Consider the following 15,526-nt stretch of genomic DNA (forward strand, 5'->3'; position numbering starts at 1 on the left):
CGGCCTATGACCAAGTGGGAATACGCGACCGTGCCCCTTCTCGTGCACGCGACCAAGCAGATTCTGGACACCTGGGGCGAGGACGGCTGGGAGCTGGTCCAGGTCGTTCCCGGCCCGAACAACCCTGAGCAGCTCGTGGCGTACCTGAAGCGGGAGAAGGCATAGTGGCGAGTGCTGTCGAGGCGAAGCTCGCCGAACTCGGACTGACTCTGCCGGACGTCGTACCGCCGCTCGCCTCGTACCAGCCGGCCGTCCAGTCCGGGGTGTACGTGTACACATCGGGTCAGCTGCCCATGGTGGACGGCAAACTCTCGGTCACCGGCAAGGTCGGTGCGGAGGTCACGCCGGACGAGGCCAAGGAGCTGGCGAAGACCTGCGCGCTCAACGCGCTGGCCGCCGTGAAGTCGGTCGCCGGCGACCTGGACCGGATCAAGCGGGTCGTGAAGGTCGTGGGCTTCGTCGCCTCGGCCACCGACTTCACCGGGCAGCCCGCCGTGATCAACGGTGCGAGTGAGCTGCTGGGCGCGGTGCTCGGCGACAAGGGCGTGCACGCGCGCAGCGCGGTGGGCGTCGCGGTGCTGCCGCTGGACGCACCGGTCGAGGTCGAGGTCCAGGTCGAGCTGACCGGGGCCTGAGCCGCCACAGCGTGGGACGAGCGTTTCCGTGATCCCGTCCGGTCGATGCGACCGGGCGGGATCGTGCGTATGGGCCGCATCGTGGGCGCTGTGCGTAAGGAGCAGGGGTGCACCGGGCCGGAACGCCGGCGTGGCCGGGGGGAACGCGGGATGCGTGATCGGCACCTCTCGAACATCGGCGCGGTTCCGGATAGCCTCCGGCCATGTCCAATGGTCAGTGGTACCCACCGGAATGGCCCGATCGGATCCGGGCGCTCGCCGCGGGCGAGCTGACGGCCGCGACTCCCCGGCGGGCCGCCACCGTGATGCTGCTCCGGGACTCCGCTGACACCGGCGGCCGGCCCGACGTCCACATGCTGCGCCGCCGCGCCTCCATGGCTTTCGCCGGGGGCGCGTACGCCTATCCGGGCGGCGGGGTCGACCCGCGCGACGACGACCGCCTCGTCGAGTGGGCCGGACCCACGCTGGAGAGCTGGGCCGAGCGGCTCGGTGTCGGCACGGCGGCCGAGGCGCAGGCCATCGTGTGCGCGGCCGTGCGCGAGACATACGAGGAGGCAGGCGTCCTCCTCGCCGGGCCGGCCGCCGGCACGGTCGTCAGCGACACCACGGGCGCCGACTGGGAGGCCGACCGCGAGGCACTGGTCGCCCGCGAGCTGTCCTTCGCCGAGTTCCTGGACCGGCGGGGTCTGGTGCTGCGGTCCGATCTGCTCGGGGCGTGGGCGCGCTGGATCACCCCCGAGTTCGAGCCGCGCCGCTACGACACCTGGTTCTTCGTCGCCGCGCTCCCCGAGGGCCAGCGGACCCGCAACGCGTCCACCGAGGCCGACCGTACGGTGTGGATCGCCCCCGGGGACGCCGCCGACGGGTACGACCGGGGCGAGCTGCTGATGATGCCGCCGACCGTGTCGACGCTGCGTCAGCTGCGGCCGTACGGGACCGCCGCCGAGGCTCTGAAGGCCGCGTCCTCCCAGGACCTCACCCCCGTACTCGCACAGGCCCGGCTCGAAGGTGACGAGTTGGTGCTGAGCTGGCCGGGGCACGACGAGTTCACCAAGCACATTCCGACCGGCAGCGCGGGCGGTGAGGCCGTATGAGCGAGGCAGCAGCCCTTCCGGGACAGCCGCGAGGCGGCGTCCTGTCCGGCCCCGCCACCACCCGTACCGTCAACGTCCTCGCGCCCAACGCCTCGGCGATGACGCTCGACGGAACCAACACCTGGATCGTCGCCGAACCCGACTCCGATCTCGCGGTCGTCATCGATCCGGGACCGCTGGACGACGGCCATCTGCGGGCTGTCATCGACTCCGTCGAGCGCGCGGGCCGGCGGATCGCACTCACCCTGCTCACCCACGGACACCCGGACCATGCCGAGGGCGCCGCGCGCTTCGCCGAGCTGACACGCACGAAGGTGCGCGCCCTGGACCCGGCGCTGCGTCTCGGCGACGAGGGACTGTCCACCGGCGATGTGATCACGGTCGGCGGCCTGGAGATGCACGTCGTGCCGACCCCCGGACACACCGCGGACTCGCTCTCCTTCCATCTGCCTGCCGACCGGGCGGTGCTGACGGGGGACACCATCCTCGGGCGGGGCACGACGGTCGTCGCACATCCGGACGGGCGGCTCGGCGACTACCTCGACTCGCTGCGGCGGCTGCGCTCGCTGACGGTCGACGACGGGGTGCACACGGTGCTGCCGGGGCACGGGCCGGTGCTGGACGACGCGCAGGGCGCGGTCGAGTTCTACCTGGCGCACCGCGCGCACCGGCTGGCGCAGGTGGAGACGGCGGTGGAATCGGGGCACCGTACGGCGCCTGAGGTGGTGGCGCAGGTCTACGCGGACGTGGACCGGACGCTGTGGCCGGCGGCGGAGCTCTCGGTGCTGGCTCAGCTGGAGTACCTGGGCGAGCACGGGCTGATCTGACGCGCGGATGCGACACGGTCGTGCGCGGGCCCGGTGGGCGGCCCTGACACGCGTGGAGGGCCCCGCCGGGCGGCGGGGCCCTCCACGTCGTGAGGAGAAGGTGTTCCGGCTAGCGCGAACGCTTCGCGAGGCGCTCCACGTCCAGCAGGATCACGGCGCGCGCCTCCAGGCGCAGCCAGCCGCGGCCCGCGAAGTCGGCGAGCGCCTTGTTGACCGTCTCGCGGGAGGCGCCGACCAGCTGGGCCAGCTCTTCCTGGGTCAGGTCGTGGACGACGTGGATGCCTTCCTCCGACTGGACGCCGAACCGGCGCGACAGGTCGAGGAGGGCGCGGGCGACACGGCCCGGAACGTCGGAGAAGACCAGGTCGGACATCTGGTCGTTGGTCTTGCGCAGTCGGCGGGCAACCGCGCGCAGCAGGGCCGTGGCCACCTCGGGGCGGGCGTTCAGCCAGGGCTGCAGGTCGCCGTGACCGAGGCCGAGGAGCTTGACCTCGGTGAGCGCGGTGGCGGTGGCGGTGCGAGGGCCCGGGTCGAAGAGCGACAGCTCACCGATCAGCTCGCCGGGGCCGAGGACCGCGAGCATGTTCTCGCGTCCGTCGGGGGACGTGCGGTGGAGCTTCACCTTGCCCTCGGTGACCACATACAGCCGGTCACCCTGGTCGCCCTCGTGGAAGAGAGCGTCGCCGCGTGCGAGGGTCACCTCACTCATCGAGGCGCGGAGCTCCGCGGCCTGCTCATCATCGAGCGCCGCGAAAAGCGGGGCGCGCCGCAGAACGTCGTCCACGAGTTCTCTCCTTGTCGGCCTGTTCAGGGAACCGTGGTCCCCATCATGCCGGACGGTAAAACAGTGCGATCAATCACAAACCAGTTTGACGCACGGGCGCAGCTCACCGTGCGGCAGGGGGCCGATTGGGGGTGGATCCGCAGTGACCGGGGCGGATGTCAGTGCGTGGCTCTAGGCTGGCCGGGTGTCCAAATCGCCGGTGAGAGCGCAGGCCAAGGGGGCTGATGGGGTGTCGGAAGGACATAATTCCGCTGTGGGCGAACAGGATATCAGTCGCCCGACAAAAGGGACAAAAAGTCCGTCTGGGGGTTCGGTGAAGTCGGCCAGGTCGGGGAAGCCCGCGAAAGCGGCCGAGGTGGCGAAGTCCCCGAAGCCCGCAAAGCCGGAATCCCACCTCGCGATGGTCCGCCGTGCCCGCCGGATCAACCGCGAACTCGCCGAGATCTACCCGTACGCCCACCCGGAGCTGGACTTCAGGAACCCGTTCGAGCTCCTCGTCGCCACGGTCCTGTCCGCCCAGACCACCGACCTGAGGGTCAACCAGACCACCCCCGCGCTGTTCGCCGCCTACCCCACCCCCGAGGACATGGCGGCGGCCGTCCCGGAGGAGCTGGAGGAACTCATCCGGCCGACCGGTTTCTTCCGGGCCAAGGCCAAGTCGCTGATAGGCCTCTCCGCGTCGATCAGGGACAACTTCGGCGGTGAGGTGCCGGGGCGGCTGGCGGATCTGGTCACGCTGCCCGGCGTGGGCCGCAAGACCGCCAACGTCGTCCTCGGCAATGCCTTCGGTGTCCCCGGCATCACGGTCGACACCCACTTCGGCCGGCTGGTCCGCCGCTGGAAGTGGACGGAACAGGAGGACCCGGAGAAGGTCGAGGCGGAGATCGCCGCGATCTTCCCCAAGAGCGAGTGGACGATGCTCTCGCATCGCGTGGTCTTCCACGGCCGCCGCATCTGCCACGCTCGCAGGCCTGCCTGCGGCGCATGTCCGATCGCCCCGCTCTGCCCCTCGTACGGCGAGGGCGAGACGGACCCGGAGAAGGCCCGGAAGCTCCTGAAGTACGAGATGGGCGGCCAGCCGGGCCAGCGGCTCAGCCCGCCGCCGGACTACCCGGGCAGGCCCGCGCCCGCGCTCGGAGCCGGGTGACGCAGGCGGTGGCCGGCTGACGGGTGCTCCCGCGCCGGAACGAAATGCGTGGCGACAGGCGTTGTGGGACGACGAGGGGTGCCTATGAAGACGCACGAACAGAGCCACGTCCGGCCGGACGGGCAGACGCCCGACCGGAGCGACGTGGAGAAGCGCGAACACGAGCACACCGCCGGGGCGGGTCATGACGACGCGATCGCTGTCACGACTGACGGGCTGCCCGGCTGGCTCGACCCTGTCGTCCGCGCCGCGCGGACCGTCGAGCCCCGGCAGCTCAGCCGCTTCCTGCCGCCCGAGAACGGCGCCGGGCGGCAGTCCGCGGTGCTGATCCTGTTCGGTGAGGGTGAGCGAGGCCCCGAGCTGCTCCTGATGGAGCGCTCCGGATCCCTGCGCTCCCACGCAGGGCAGCCTTCGTTCCCCGGTGGCGCCCTGGACCCCGAGGACGGCGATCAGGCGACCACAGGGCCGCTGAGGGCCGCTCTGCGGGAGGCCGAGGAGGAGACAGGCCTCGATCCGAGCGGCGTCCAGCTCTTCGGCGTGCTGCCCCGCCTGTACATCCCGGTGAGCAGCTTCGTGGTGACGCCGGTCCTCGGCTGGTGGCGGGCGCCGAGCCCGGTCGGAGTCGTCGATCCGGCGGAGACGGCCCGGGTCTTCACGGTTCCCGTGGCGGATCTCACGGATCCGGCCAACAGGGTGACGACGGTGCACCCCAGCGGTCACCTGGGCCCGGCATTTCTGGTCGAATCAGCCCTCGTCTGGGGCTTCACGGCAGGGGTCATCGACCGCATTCTGCACTTCGCAGGGTGGGAGCGCCCCTGGGACAGGTCCAGACAGGTGCCGCTCGACTGGCGCGCATGACAGGCTGACTCCCGCCGGGCTCTTCCGGGCCCGCCCGGCCTCAGCCGAACGAACGGGTCCGGCGACGAATCTGCGAGGGCAATAGACGGTGAACGTGCTGGACATCCTGCTGCTGGCCGGCGCCGTGTGGTTCGCAGTGATCGGCTACCGCCAGGGCTTCGTCGTCGGCATCCTGTCGGTGATCGGGTTCCTCGGCGGCGGCCTTGTCGCCGTCTATCTGCTGCCGGTCCTGTGGGACCAATTGACTGACAGCTCGGAAGTCTCCTCGACTGCCGCGGTCGTCGCGGTCATAATCGTGATCGTGTGCGCGTCCGTCGGCCAGGCCTTCACTACGCATCTCGGTAACAAACTCCGCCGCTACATCACGTGGTCGCCTGCGCGGGCACTCGACGCGACCGGCGGCGCGCTGGTCAACGTGGTCGCGATGCTGCTGGTGGCGTGGCTGATCGGGTCAGCCCTCGCCGGTACGTCGCTGCCGACACTGGGCAAAGAGGTCCGTAACTCCTCGGTGCTGCTCGGTGTCTCCCGGGTGATGCCCTCCCAGGCCTCCACCTGGTTCACGGACTTCTCCTCGGTCCTCGCGCAGAACGGCTTCCCGCAGGTCTTCAGCCCCTTCGCCAACGAGCCGATCACCGAGGTCAGGGCCCCGGACCCGGCTCTGGCCGGCAGCCCGGTCGCGACGCGCGCCAAGCAGTCCATCGTCAAGGTCGTCGGTACGGCTCCGAGTTGCGGCAAGGTCCTCGAAGGCACCGGCTTCGTCTTCTCCGACCGCCGGGTGATGACCAACGCGCATGTCGTCGGCGGCGTCGACGAGCCGACCGTCCAGATCGGCGGCCAGGGGCGGCTCTACGACGCGAAGGTCGTCCTCTACGACTGGCAGCGCGACATCGCCGTACTCGACGTCCCGGGCCTCGACGCGAGGCCGCTGAAGTTCACCGACACCGACCACGACGCGGCCTCGGGTCACAGCGCCATCGTCGCGGGCTTCCCGGAGAACGGCTCCTACGACGTACGCGCCGCGCGCGTCCGCGGCCGCATCGACGCCAACGGCCCGGACATCTACCACCGGGGCACGGTCCGCCGCGACGTGTACTCGCTCTACGCGACGGTCCGTCAGGGCAACTCCGGCGGCCCGCTGCTGACCCCCGACGGCAAGGTGTACGGAGTCGTGTTCGCCAAGTCGCTGGACGACCCCCAGACGGGCTACGCCCTGACGGCCGACGAGATCCGCCAGGACATCACGACCGGCCGCACCGCCAACCAACAGGTCGACAGCCAGGCGTGCGCGCTGTAGGTCGCGAAGAGGGCGAGGAAGTGCGGGGCAGCTGCCCCGCACTCACCTCCTGGAGTCCTTGTCCGTGGGATCGGGTGAGGGGCGCGTCATCCGCGGGGATGCCGCAGCCGCGCCGAGACCCAGCGGGCCCGGCGGCGGAGGATGCGCGGAATGCCCAGCCGGGGATCATGCAGATCATGCGCACTGCGCACCCGGCCCTGGGGGCCGTCCCCCTCATGAGTGCTCGGATCCGCCGTAGCGGTCGAGCGTCGATTGCGTGCTGCGTCACCGAAGTCGTGCGTCCAGCCCATACCCCGACGTCTGCCCGTGCCTCATGGTCGGTAATCGCCCATGCGTCAGCCAATTGGCCTATGCGCCGGGCAATTGGCTGTTCCTCGGACAACTGTGCTCTTCCGGCCACCGGTCGGCCGCGCCGGGAGACCGGCCCCGGCAGCCCGCAGAGCCGGTCGCGGGGCTACCGGTCCGGCTCAGGATCCTTGAGCCAGCTGATGAGTTCGGTCGAGAAACCCACCGGATCCTCCTCGTGCGGGAAGTGCCCCAGACCATCGAAAAGTCGCCAACGGTACGGCGCTTCGACGTACTGGCCGGACCCCGCCGCACTCCGCGTACGGACCGCCGGATCGAGCGAACCGTGCAGATGCAGCGTGGGAACCCGTACGGGGCGCTTCATCCTGCGGTTGAACTGGATGCCGTCCGGGCGAGCCATCGACCGCACCATCCAGCGGTAGGGCTCGATCGCGCAGTGCGCCGTCGACGGGATGCACATCGCGCGCCGGTAGATGTCCACCGCCGCGTCGTCGGGGAACTCCGCGGTCCGCGGCCCCGACCAGTCGCGGATCAGCCGGCCCACCAACGCCCCGTCGTCCACGACGAGCTGACGCTCCGGTACCCACGGCCGCTGGAAGCCCCAGATGTACGAGCCCGCCCGGGACTGCGCGAAGTCGGAGAGCATGGAGGACCGCCAACGGCGCGGGTGCGGCATCGAGGAGACTGCCAGCCGGCGCACCAGCTTCGGCCGCATCACCGCGGCCGTCCAGGCGAGGTAGCCGCCCATGTCGTGGCCGACCAGCGCGGCGTCCGGCTCGCCGAGCGAGCGGATCACGCCGGTGATGTCGAGGGCGAGGTTGGCGGGGTCGTAACCCCGAGGCGTACGGTCGCTGCCCCCCACCCCGCGCAGATCCATCGCGACGGCACGGAAGCCGGCGTCGGCGAGCGCGGTCAGCTGATGGCGCCAGGTCCACCAGAACTGCGGGAAGCCGTGCAGCAGCAGTACGAGCGGCCCGTCCCCCAGCTCGGCGATGTGGAAGCGCGCCCCGTTGGCCGCCACGTCGCGGTGGGTCCAGGGACCGTCGAGGCGTACGGGACTGCCTGAGCCGGGGCCCGTGGGGCCGAATGCGCTGGAATCGGGGACGCTCATGTGGACGAGCGTGCCACAGCGGACGTCTTGTCCTGGACCGCGGACTTCTCCAGGGCCTTGTTCGACGGGGTGCTGCCCGAGGCCGTGACGGCCGGACGGCTCGCACCCGCGGTGACGGCGGGCCGCGGATGCGGCTTGACGCCTTGCAGCACGGCCGCCGTCTGCTTGGCCGAGGCGATGGACTTCTCCGGCGGCTTGACCTTCTTGAACTTGGCGATGGCGATCAGCGCGAGCAGGATCGCCAGCACGATGAACGCGGCGCCGACGATCAGGAACGACCACGCGAGCCCGAGTCCCAGGTTGTGGATTCCGTACGCCGCCGCGAAGCTCAGCACGGGCAGCGCGAACAGAATCAGCACACCTGCGACGATGAACGCCACGCTGCCGGCCACGCCCCGCTTGACGTCCCGCCGCATCTCCGCCTTGGCCAGGGCGATCTCGTCGTGCACCAGTGCGGACACCTCGGCCGTCGCCGAGGCGACCAGCTGCCCGAGACTGCGGTCGGCGCTGCCCGCGTAGTTGCCGGGGTCGCTCATCCCTGACTCCCTCTTCTGCTCCTGCTCGACACATCTGGTGTCAGATCATGCCGGACTGTCCGGCTTGCTGCTCGCTGCCCCCGCCAGTTCGGCAAGGCGGCGGTGTTCCGCGGCCTTCTTCTCGTAGATCGCGGCCATCCGAAGGTGGTACGCCGGATCGTCCTGCTCGTAGATGTCGGGAACGCCGTCCTGGTCCTCGTCGAGCTCCTCCGCCTCGTAGAGCGTCCGGTATCTGCGTACCCGGAGTTTGAGCAATGCACCGGAGAACACGGCCGCGATCAGGGAGCCCATCAGCACCGCGGCCTTGATCTCGTTGGTGAGGGTGGCGTCCCCCTCGAATGCGAGCTCGCCGATGAGCAGCGACACGGTGAAGCCGATCCCGGCGAGCGCGGCGACTGCGAAGACGTCCGCCCATGCCAGGTCCTCGCTGAGCTCGGCCTTGGTGAAGCGGGCGGCCAGCCAGGTACCGCCGAAGATGCCGATCGTCTTGCCGACGACGAGCCCCAGCACCACACCGAGCGTCTCGGGCCGGGTGAAGACCCCCGTCAGCGCGTTGCCGGAGAGCGAGACCCCGGCTGAGAAGAGCGCGAACAGCGGCACGGCGAGACCGGCCGACAGCGGGCGCATCAGGTGTTCGATGTGCTCGCCGGGGGAGTGCTGCTCGCCCTCGCGCCGGGTGCAGCGCAGCATCAGGCCCATGGCGACGCCGGCGATGGTGGCGTGGATGCCGCTGTTGTACATCAGTCCCCAGATGACCAGGGCGAGCGGTACGTAGACGTACCAGCCGCGCACGTTCTTGTGCAGCAGCAGATGGAAGACGGCGAGGCCGACGACAGCGCCGATGAGCGCCGTGAAGTTGATTTTCTCGGTGAAGAAGATGGCGATGATCAGGATCGCGAAGAGGTCGTCGACGACGGCAAGGGTGAGCAGGAAGGCGCGGAGTGCGGACGGCAGCGAGGTGCCGATGACCGCGAGGACGGCGAGCGCGAAGGCGATGTCGGTGGCGGTCGGGACGGCCCAGCCGTCCGTGGAACCGCCGCCGACAACGGCCTCCAGCGTGTAGACGACGGCCGGCACAGCCATGCCGCAGACGGCGGCGATGACCGGCAGGACGGCCGCCCTGGGGTCGCGCAGGTCACCCGCTACCAGTTCCCGTTTGAGCTCGACACCCGCGACGAAGAAGAAGATCGCGAGCAGCCCGTCGGCCGCCCAGTGCTGCACGGAGAGGTCCAGCCCCAGGGACTGCGGCCCGAGGTGGAAGTCGCTGACGGCCCGGTAACTGGACCCGAGTGTGTTCGCCCACGTCAGTGCGGCGACGGCGGCGACCAGCAGGATGACTCCGCCGACGGTCTCGGTGCGCAGGGCGTCGGCGAGGTAGTTCCGCTCGGGGAGGGAGAGACGCCGGAGAAAGGTACGGCGGGACGGAGACGGGGGTGTGGGGGCGGGCGCGGCCACGAGTGGGGTCCTCCGGGTCGGTACGGCAGCAATGGCATGACTCATGCACTTGCCGACCAGACTTCCCGGCACACCCTGTGGAGATTTATTGATGAGTTGTTGATGCAGCTGCCACTGTACCCGGGGTGTGCGGGGCCGTATCCGGTGATCTTCACCTTAAATGCCCGAGGGGCACCCGGCGCGTTGCCGGATGCCCCTCGGGGTCGTATCTGATCCCGCCCGATGCCGCCGGTCTCAGTCCTCGGAGGACGACGACGGCAGCTGCGTCTGGATGAGGTCCATCACCGAGGAGTCGGTGAGCGTGGTGACATCGCCCAGCTCGCGGTTCTCCGCGACATCGCGCAGCAGGCGGCGCATGATCTTGCCGGATCGGGTCTTCGGCAGCTCGGCGACCGGCAGGATCCGCTTGGGCTTGGCGATCGGGCCGAGCGTGGCGCCGACGTGGCTGCGCAGATCGGCGACGAGGCTGTCGGAGGCCGATGCCGAACCACGCAGTATCACGAACGCGACAATGGCCTGGCCGGTCGTCTCGTCGGCCGCGCCGACCACGGCGGCCTCGGCGACCGACGGGTGCGACACGAGCGCCGACTCGACCTCGGTGGTCGAGATGTTGTGCCCGGACACGAGCATCACGTCGTCGACCCGGCCGAGCAGCCAGATGTCGCCGTCCTCGTCCTTCTTGGCGCCGTCGCCCGCGAAGTACTTGCCTTCGAAGCGCGACCAGTAGGTGTCGATGAAGCGCTGGTCGTCGCCCCAGATGGTGCGGAGCATCGACGGCCACGGCTCGGTGAGGACGAGGTAGCCGCCCCCGCCTTTCGCCACCTCGTTGGCCTCGTCGTCGACGACGGTGGCGGAGATACCGGGCAGCGCGCGCTGGGCCGAACCGGGCTTGGTCTCCGTGACGCCGGGAAGCGGCGAGATCATCATCGCGCCGGTCTCGGTCTGCCACCAGGTGTCCACGATCGGGCACTTGTCGGCGCCGATGTGCTTGCGGTACCAGATCCACGCCTCGGGGTTGATCGGCTCACCGACCGAACCGAGAATCCGCAGCGACGACAGGTCGAACTTGGCGGGGATGTCGTCGCCCCACTTCATGAAGGTACGGATCGCGGTCGGCGCGGTGTAGAGGATCGTGACGCCGTACTTCTGGATGACCTCCCAGAAGCGCCCCTGGTGAGGGGTGTCGGGCGTGCCCTCGTACATCACCTGCGTCGCGCCGTTGGCCAGCGGTCCGTACACGATGTACGAGTGCCCCGTCACCCAGCCGATGTCGGCGGTGCACCAGTAGACGTCGGTCTCCGGCTTGAGGTCGAAGACGGCGTGGTGCGTGTACGCCGCCTGTGTGAGGTAGCCGCCGGAGGTGTGCAGGATGCCCTTCGGCTTACCCGTCGTACCCGACGTGTAGAGGATGAAGAGCGGGTGCTCGGCGTCGAATGCCTCGGGGGCGTGCTCGGCGGACTGGCGGCCGGTGATCTCGTGCCACCAGACGTCACGGCCCTCGGTCCACGGGGTGTCCTGGCCGGTGCGCCGCACCACGAGGACATGCTCGACGGTGTCGAGACGCGAGACGGCGTCGTCCACGGCGGGCTTCAGTGCGGACGGCTTGCCGCGTCGGTAGCCACCGTCGGCGGTGATGACGACCTTGGCGTCCGCGTCCTGGATGCGGGCGGCGATGGCGTCGGCGGAGAAGCCGCCGAAGACCACCGAGTGTGCGGCGCCGATGCGGGCGCAGGCCAGCATCGCGACAGCGGCCTCGGGGATCATCGGCAGATAGACGGCGACCCGGTCGCCCTTGCCGACACCGAGTTCGGTGAGGGCGTTGGCGGCGCGGGAGACCTCGTCCTTCAGTTCCGCGTACGTGATCGCGCGGCTGTCGCCGGGCTCGCCCTCGAAGTGGATGGCGACACGGTCGCCGTGGCCCGCTTCGACGTGACGGTCCACGCAGTTGTACGCGACGTTCAGCTTGCCGTCCGCGAACCACTTGGCGAAGGGCGGGTTGCTCCAGTCGAGCGTCTCGGTCGGCTCCGTGGCCCAGGTCAGGCGCCGGGCCTGATCGGCCCAGAAGCCCAGCCGATCCGCCTCGGCCTGCTCGTACGCCTCGGCTGTGACGTTGGCGTCGGCGGCCAGATCGGCGGGTGGTGCGAACCGGCGATCTTCCCGAAGCAGATTGGCCAAGCTTTCGTTGCTCACGACATCTCCCATTCCCAGGGTGTCCGTTGTGTCCCGGGGCATAGCTCATCAGGCCAGGGGCCGGGTGACAAGTCTCTGCCGGGAATTGGTTTAGACCTGTGCTTCGTGTATGGAGGAACGATCACAAGGTCTCACGGACCCGAGGCGCACGTGGTTCAGGTGCGTGTGGTTCAGGCGCTCGTACGTTCCAACTCGCCGGAACCAGGAGGATCGGCGGGGTCGGCCGTGATGGTGGGGGAGGGCATAGCGGAGTGATCACCGGGAACACCGAGACCGGTGGGATCACTGAGGTCGGTGATGTCGTACGGGTGGGCGTGGTTCGGGTCGCAGGGGCCCACCCGGTCGAAGACCTCGTCGACCCCGCTTCCGGCGCTCGCGCCCTCGGCCAGCAGATACGCCTGCGCCTCGCCGACATGGAAGTACATCCCGTGCAACTGGAGCGCACCCTCGGCGAGTCTCCGCGCCACCGACTCATGGGCCCGCAGATGGTCCAACTGCTGGACCACATTGGTGAGGCAGAGCTGCTCCACCTCATCGGCGGGCAGCCGGCCGGAGATCCGCGCCCAGGCATGATGCCGGGACGTCATTCGCTCCATGCTCGGCAGGCCGTGCCGCAGCCAGCGCCACAGTGATGTCTGCGGGGTGTCCGGCTTGGAGTTCATCAGTGCCTGCATCGCACCGCAGCCGGAGTGGCCGCAGACGGTGATGGACTCGACCTCGAGCACATCCACCGCGTACTCGATCGCGGCGCCCACCGAGTCGTCACCGGCCTCCGCGCCCGGCGGGGGCACGAGGTTGCCGACGTTCCGAACAGTGAACAGGTCGCCCGGGCCGCTCGCCGTGATCATGCTGGTGACCAGGCGGGAGTCCGCGCAGGTGATGAAGAGCTGGGAGGGGCACTGACCCTCGCGGGCCAGCCGGGCCAGCTCGTCGCGCACCAGCGGAGCCGTATTGCGCTGGAACGAACTGAGCCCGCTGGCCAGTCGGTGCGCGCCGGTCCGACGCGGAACGGCGGCCCCATGGCCGGGGGTGTCGAGCCGGTCGGTGGAGCCGACGGTGGCGTCGACCGCATCGGCCGCCCGGGCGTCGGCGTCGGCGCAGCCCGAGGCTGTGGGTCCCTGGCCGGCGCCGGGGCTTTCGCCGGGAGCGAAGGCCGCCCCGGTGGCGGCACGGCGGGCGTCGACCGGATGGCCGGGCTGGTCGGGCCGGTCGTGACAGTGATGGTTGCGCCACGGTGTCCAGGGGCGGCAGCAGGAGTGGGCCGCCGAGGCGGGCTCGGCGATCCGGCCACCGGATCTGCCGGTGAAGACGACGTGGCCGCCCTGCGCGGTCTGGGTGTCGCTCCAGTCCTGGATCGTCTCGTATGCCGCGTGGTCCATGAAGAAGCCGTCCAACTCGACCACCGCGTCCCCGCCTCGGGGCAACTGGCCGAGCGCCCGACTGAGCCGTGGCACTGCGAGGAACGTCAGCTGCCCTCGTACGATGACCAGATGCTGGCCGCCCTGATCGGTCACCGTGATCCTGGTGCGGGCCAGCCGGTGCAGGGCGACGGCCACGGCCACGGCGATACCGATGGCCACACCCTCCAGCACGCCGAAGAGCAACACTCCGGTGATCGTCGCCCCGTACACCAGGAATTCACGATGCCTGTGGACATTGCGGATGTGGGCGTAGTTCACCATCTGGAAGCCGACCACCATCACCAGAGCGGCGAGCGCGGCCAGCGGGATCCACTCCAGGGCTGTGACCAGCAGTCCGGCGGCGAGCAGCACCCAGACGCCGTGCAGCACGGTGGCGGCTCTGCCGGTGGCCCCGGCCCGTACGTTCGCCGAACTCCGCACCGCGCCACCGGACACCGGCAGCCCGCCGAGCAACCCGGACAGTACGTTGGCGACGCCCTGACCGCGCAGTTCGCGATCGAGATCGGCGCGCCGGACCGGCTGGGCGGCGGGGGCCGGAGTGGCGGAATCGGCGGTTCGGCCGCCGGCACGGTCGGCGGTCAGTTTGTCCACCGCCACCGCGGCGAGCAGCGATTCGAGGCTGGCCACCAGCAGCACCGTGAACACGGCGGTGGCCAGGGCCAGGACGGGGCCCTGCGGCAGCTCGGGCAGGGCGTGCGAGCGCCAGGACGGCAGGTCGACCCGGGCGATCCCGGGCGCCGCAACCGTGGCCACCGCCGTTGCGATCGCTACCGAGGCGAGGGCCGCAGGCAGCCGTCGCACCGCTCGCCCGATCCGCCCGGGGAGCCGGGGCCACACCACCAGTACGGTGATGGTCAGTGCACCGATCAGGGGCGCGGCCGGGCTCATTCGGCCCAACTGCTCCGGAAGCGCGAGGGCATTGGCGGCTGCCGAGCTCTTGGGCGAGGCGCCGAGCATGATGTGCAACTGGGCGAGCGCGATGGCCACGCCGATACCGGCGAGGGTGCCGTGCACGATGGCGGGGCTGACAGCTAGGGCGCCGCGCGCCGCTCGCAGCGAGCCCAGCAGGATCTGCAGAAGTCCGGCGCCGATGGTGATCGCGCAGGTGGTGCGCCAGCCGTAGATCTGGATCAACTCGGCTGTGACCACGGTCAGACCGGCGGACGGGCCGCTGACCTGGAGGGGTGTGCCGCCGAGCAGTCCGGCGACGATGCCGCCGACCGCGGCGGAGATGAGTCCGGCTTCCAGCGGTGCGTCCATGGCGACGGCCAGGCCGAGCGACATGGGGACGGCGATGAGAAAGACAGTGATCGACGCGGACAGGTCGGCGCCCGCGATGCGGAATCGTCCGCCGCGGCGCGGCGGTGGCGGGCTGTGAGGTCGCTTGATTCCCGAGGCGCGGGAAGGTGGCGAACTGTGGGCTGTGTGGTCATGACGGATGCGGACGCAAGCAGACATGTTCCCGTCTCCTCCGGGGCAGCGCGGTCGCGGAACGTGGGGACGCGGCCGTGGGTCACGGCGTGCAGCGGCGGGATTTCTCAACTCTCAGTAAATGAATCGTAATGGAGAGTAAAGATTCGTGTCCATGATTTAGGGCAAATGGGCCATTGAGTCACTCCTTCAAGTGAATAGGCAGCTTTTTGCGCCATCTTTCATGGCGTCACTTGCGCCGTTGCCTGCGACCTCGGCCGCGCCGCGTCGGAAGATTTCGTACAAATTGGAAGAGGGTGGGGATGGTGGCTGCCGCGAGAGGGGCTGCGGGCCCAAGCGGAACGCGCGCGAAATTGCCCTCGGGAGCCGTGTCCGCCTCACCGGTCCGGCTCCACCACCCTTCACCGGAATCGGCCGAAACAGCCCCGGTCGGAGCG

14 protein-coding genes are annotated in these 15,526 nt (G+C 70.0%); 7 read left to right on the forward strand and 7 right to left on the reverse strand.

Going from position 1 to position 15,526, the window contains the following annotated elements; genetic code table 11:
- Positions 1-6 precede the first annotated feature (6 nt).
- From ACFYP5_RS26605 to ACFYP5_RS26620, 4 genes are all read left to right on the forward strand, one after another.
- Entirely contained in the window at positions 7-165 is a 159-nt protein-coding gene (locus ACFYP5_RS26605; RefSeq protein ID WP_003967454.1) for a DUF4177 domain-containing protein, read from the forward strand.
- Positions 165-635 carry a RidA family protein gene (locus tag ACFYP5_RS26610; RefSeq protein ID WP_030972189.1) on the forward strand — a complete coding sequence of 157 codons (471 nt, stop codon included), beginning with the start codon at positions 165-167 and terminating at the stop codon, positions 633-635. Before ACFYP5_RS26605 ends, ACFYP5_RS26610 begins: the two co-directional genes overlap by 1 nt.
- Positions 636-838: 203 nt before the next feature.
- Positions 839-1,729: an NUDIX hydrolase gene (locus ACFYP5_RS26615; protein ID WP_389040686.1), complete on the forward strand. Its 891-nt coding sequence runs from the start codon at positions 839-841 to the stop codon at positions 1,727-1,729.
- Positions 1,726-2,556, forward strand: coding sequence for an MBL fold metallo-hydrolase (locus tag ACFYP5_RS26620; RefSeq protein WP_389040688.1), 831 nt, complete (start codon positions 1,726-1,728; stop codon positions 2,554-2,556). The genes ACFYP5_RS26615 and ACFYP5_RS26620 overlap by 4 nt, the downstream gene beginning before the upstream one ends.
- 109 nt (positions 2,557-2,665) lie before the next feature.
- Here ACFYP5_RS26620 and ACFYP5_RS26625 read toward each other — a convergent pair whose 3' ends face one another.
- Positions 2,666-3,340 carry a Crp/Fnr family transcriptional regulator gene (locus ACFYP5_RS26625; protein ID WP_030925113.1) on the reverse strand — a complete coding sequence of 225 codons (675 nt, stop codon included), beginning with the start codon at positions 3,338-3,340 and terminating at the stop codon, positions 2,666-2,668.
- A gap of 253 nt (positions 3,341-3,593) precedes the next feature.
- Between ACFYP5_RS26625 and nth the strand changes: the two genes are divergently transcribed.
- The 3 genes from nth (at position 3,594) to ACFYP5_RS26640 (ending at position 6,639) form a co-directional block, all read left to right on the forward strand.
- The gene (gene nth / locus ACFYP5_RS26630; RefSeq protein ID WP_389040691.1) at positions 3,594-4,487 is read left to right on the forward strand and encodes an endonuclease III; all 894 of its coding nucleotides are present in this window, start codon (positions 3,594-3,596) and stop codon (positions 4,485-4,487) included.
- Between the two features lie 84 nt (positions 4,488-4,571).
- On the forward strand, positions 4,572-5,345 hold the full coding sequence (locus ACFYP5_RS26635; protein WP_389040693.1) for an NUDIX hydrolase: 774 nt from the start codon (positions 4,572-4,574) through the stop codon (positions 5,343-5,345).
- Between the two features lie 88 nt (positions 5,346-5,433).
- Positions 5,434-6,639 (forward strand): MarP family serine protease, encoded by a 1,206-nt coding sequence (locus tag ACFYP5_RS26640; RefSeq protein ID WP_389040695.1) that lies wholly within the window; start codon positions 5,434-5,436, stop codon positions 6,637-6,639.
- 86 nt (positions 6,640-6,725) lie between these two features.
- On the opposite strand, the gene ACFYP5_RS26645 is transcribed toward ACFYP5_RS26640, so the two are convergent.
- The 6 genes from ACFYP5_RS26645 to ACFYP5_RS26670 form a co-directional block, all read right to left on the reverse strand.
- Positions 6,726-6,929: a hypothetical protein gene (locus ACFYP5_RS26645; RefSeq protein WP_326629245.1), complete on the reverse strand. Its 204-nt coding sequence runs from the start codon at positions 6,927-6,929 to the stop codon at positions 6,726-6,728.
- Between the two features lie 164 nt (positions 6,930-7,093).
- A complete protein-coding gene (locus tag ACFYP5_RS26650; protein WP_389040698.1) occupies positions 7,094-8,056 on the reverse strand; it encodes an alpha/beta fold hydrolase in 963 nt (320 codons plus the stop codon).
- The gene (locus ACFYP5_RS26655; RefSeq protein ID WP_389040700.1) at positions 8,053-8,592 is read right to left on the reverse strand and encodes a phage holin family protein; all 540 of its coding nucleotides are present in this window, start codon (positions 8,590-8,592) and stop codon (positions 8,053-8,055) included. The genes ACFYP5_RS26650 and ACFYP5_RS26655 overlap by 4 nt, the downstream gene beginning before the upstream one ends.
- 45 nt (positions 8,593-8,637) lie before the next feature.
- Positions 8,638-10,047 carry a Na+/H+ antiporter NhaA gene (gene nhaA / locus ACFYP5_RS26660; protein ID WP_389040701.1) on the reverse strand — a complete coding sequence of 470 codons (1,410 nt, stop codon included), beginning with the start codon at positions 10,045-10,047 and terminating at the stop codon, positions 8,638-8,640.
- A gap of 234 nt (positions 10,048-10,281) precedes the next feature.
- A complete protein-coding gene (gene acs / locus ACFYP5_RS26665; RefSeq protein WP_389040702.1) occupies positions 10,282-12,279 on the reverse strand; it encodes an acetate--CoA ligase in 1,998 nt (665 codons plus the stop codon).
- Positions 12,280-12,407: 128 nt separating this feature from the next.
- Complete coding sequence (locus tag ACFYP5_RS26670; protein ID WP_389040704.1) at positions 12,408-15,116, reverse strand: bifunctional SulP family inorganic anion transporter/carbonic anhydrase; 2,709 nt, start codon at positions 15,114-15,116, stop codon at positions 12,408-12,410.
- Between the last annotated feature and the right edge of the window lie 410 nt (positions 15,117-15,526).

Origin of the sequence: Streptomyces sp. NPDC005262 (assembly GCF_042872425.1) — a bacterium.
Lineage (GTDB): Bacteria > Actinomycetota > Actinomycetes > Streptomycetales > Streptomycetaceae > Streptomyces.

Excerpts from the sequence above, each read along its gene's own strand:
- ACFYP5_RS26620 (WP_389040688.1), top strand. The coding sequence starts at position 1,726 with ATGAGCGAGGCAGCAGCCCTTCCGGGACAGCCGCGAGGCGGCGTCCTG.
- ACFYP5_RS26650 (WP_389040698.1), bottom strand. The coding sequence starts at position 8,056 with ATGAGCGTCCCCGATTCCAGCGCATTCGGCCCCACGGGCCCCGGCTCA.
- ACFYP5_RS26605 (WP_003967454.1), top strand. The coding sequence starts at position 7 with ATGACCAAGTGGGAATACGCGACCGTGCCCCTTCTCGTGCACGCGACC.
- ACFYP5_RS26655 (WP_389040700.1), bottom strand. The coding sequence starts at position 8,592 with ATGAGCGACCCCGGCAACTACGCGGGCAGCGCCGACCGCAGTCTCGGG.
- ACFYP5_RS26635 (WP_389040693.1), top strand. The coding sequence starts at position 4,572 with ATGAAGACGCACGAACAGAGCCACGTCCGGCCGGACGGGCAGACGCCC.
- ACFYP5_RS26670 (WP_389040704.1), bottom strand. The coding sequence starts at position 15,116 with ATGTCTGCTTGCGTCCGCATCCGTCATGACCACACAGCCCACAGTTCG.
- ACFYP5_RS26645 (WP_326629245.1), bottom strand. The coding sequence starts at position 6,929 with ATGGGCTGGACGCACGACTTCGGTGACGCAGCACGCAATCGACGCTCG.
- ACFYP5_RS26615 (WP_389040686.1), top strand. The coding sequence starts at position 839 with ATGTCCAATGGTCAGTGGTACCCACCGGAATGGCCCGATCGGATCCGG.
- acs (WP_389040702.1), bottom strand. The coding sequence starts at position 12,279 with ATGCCCCGGGACACAACGGACACCCTGGGAATGGGAGATGTCGTGAGC.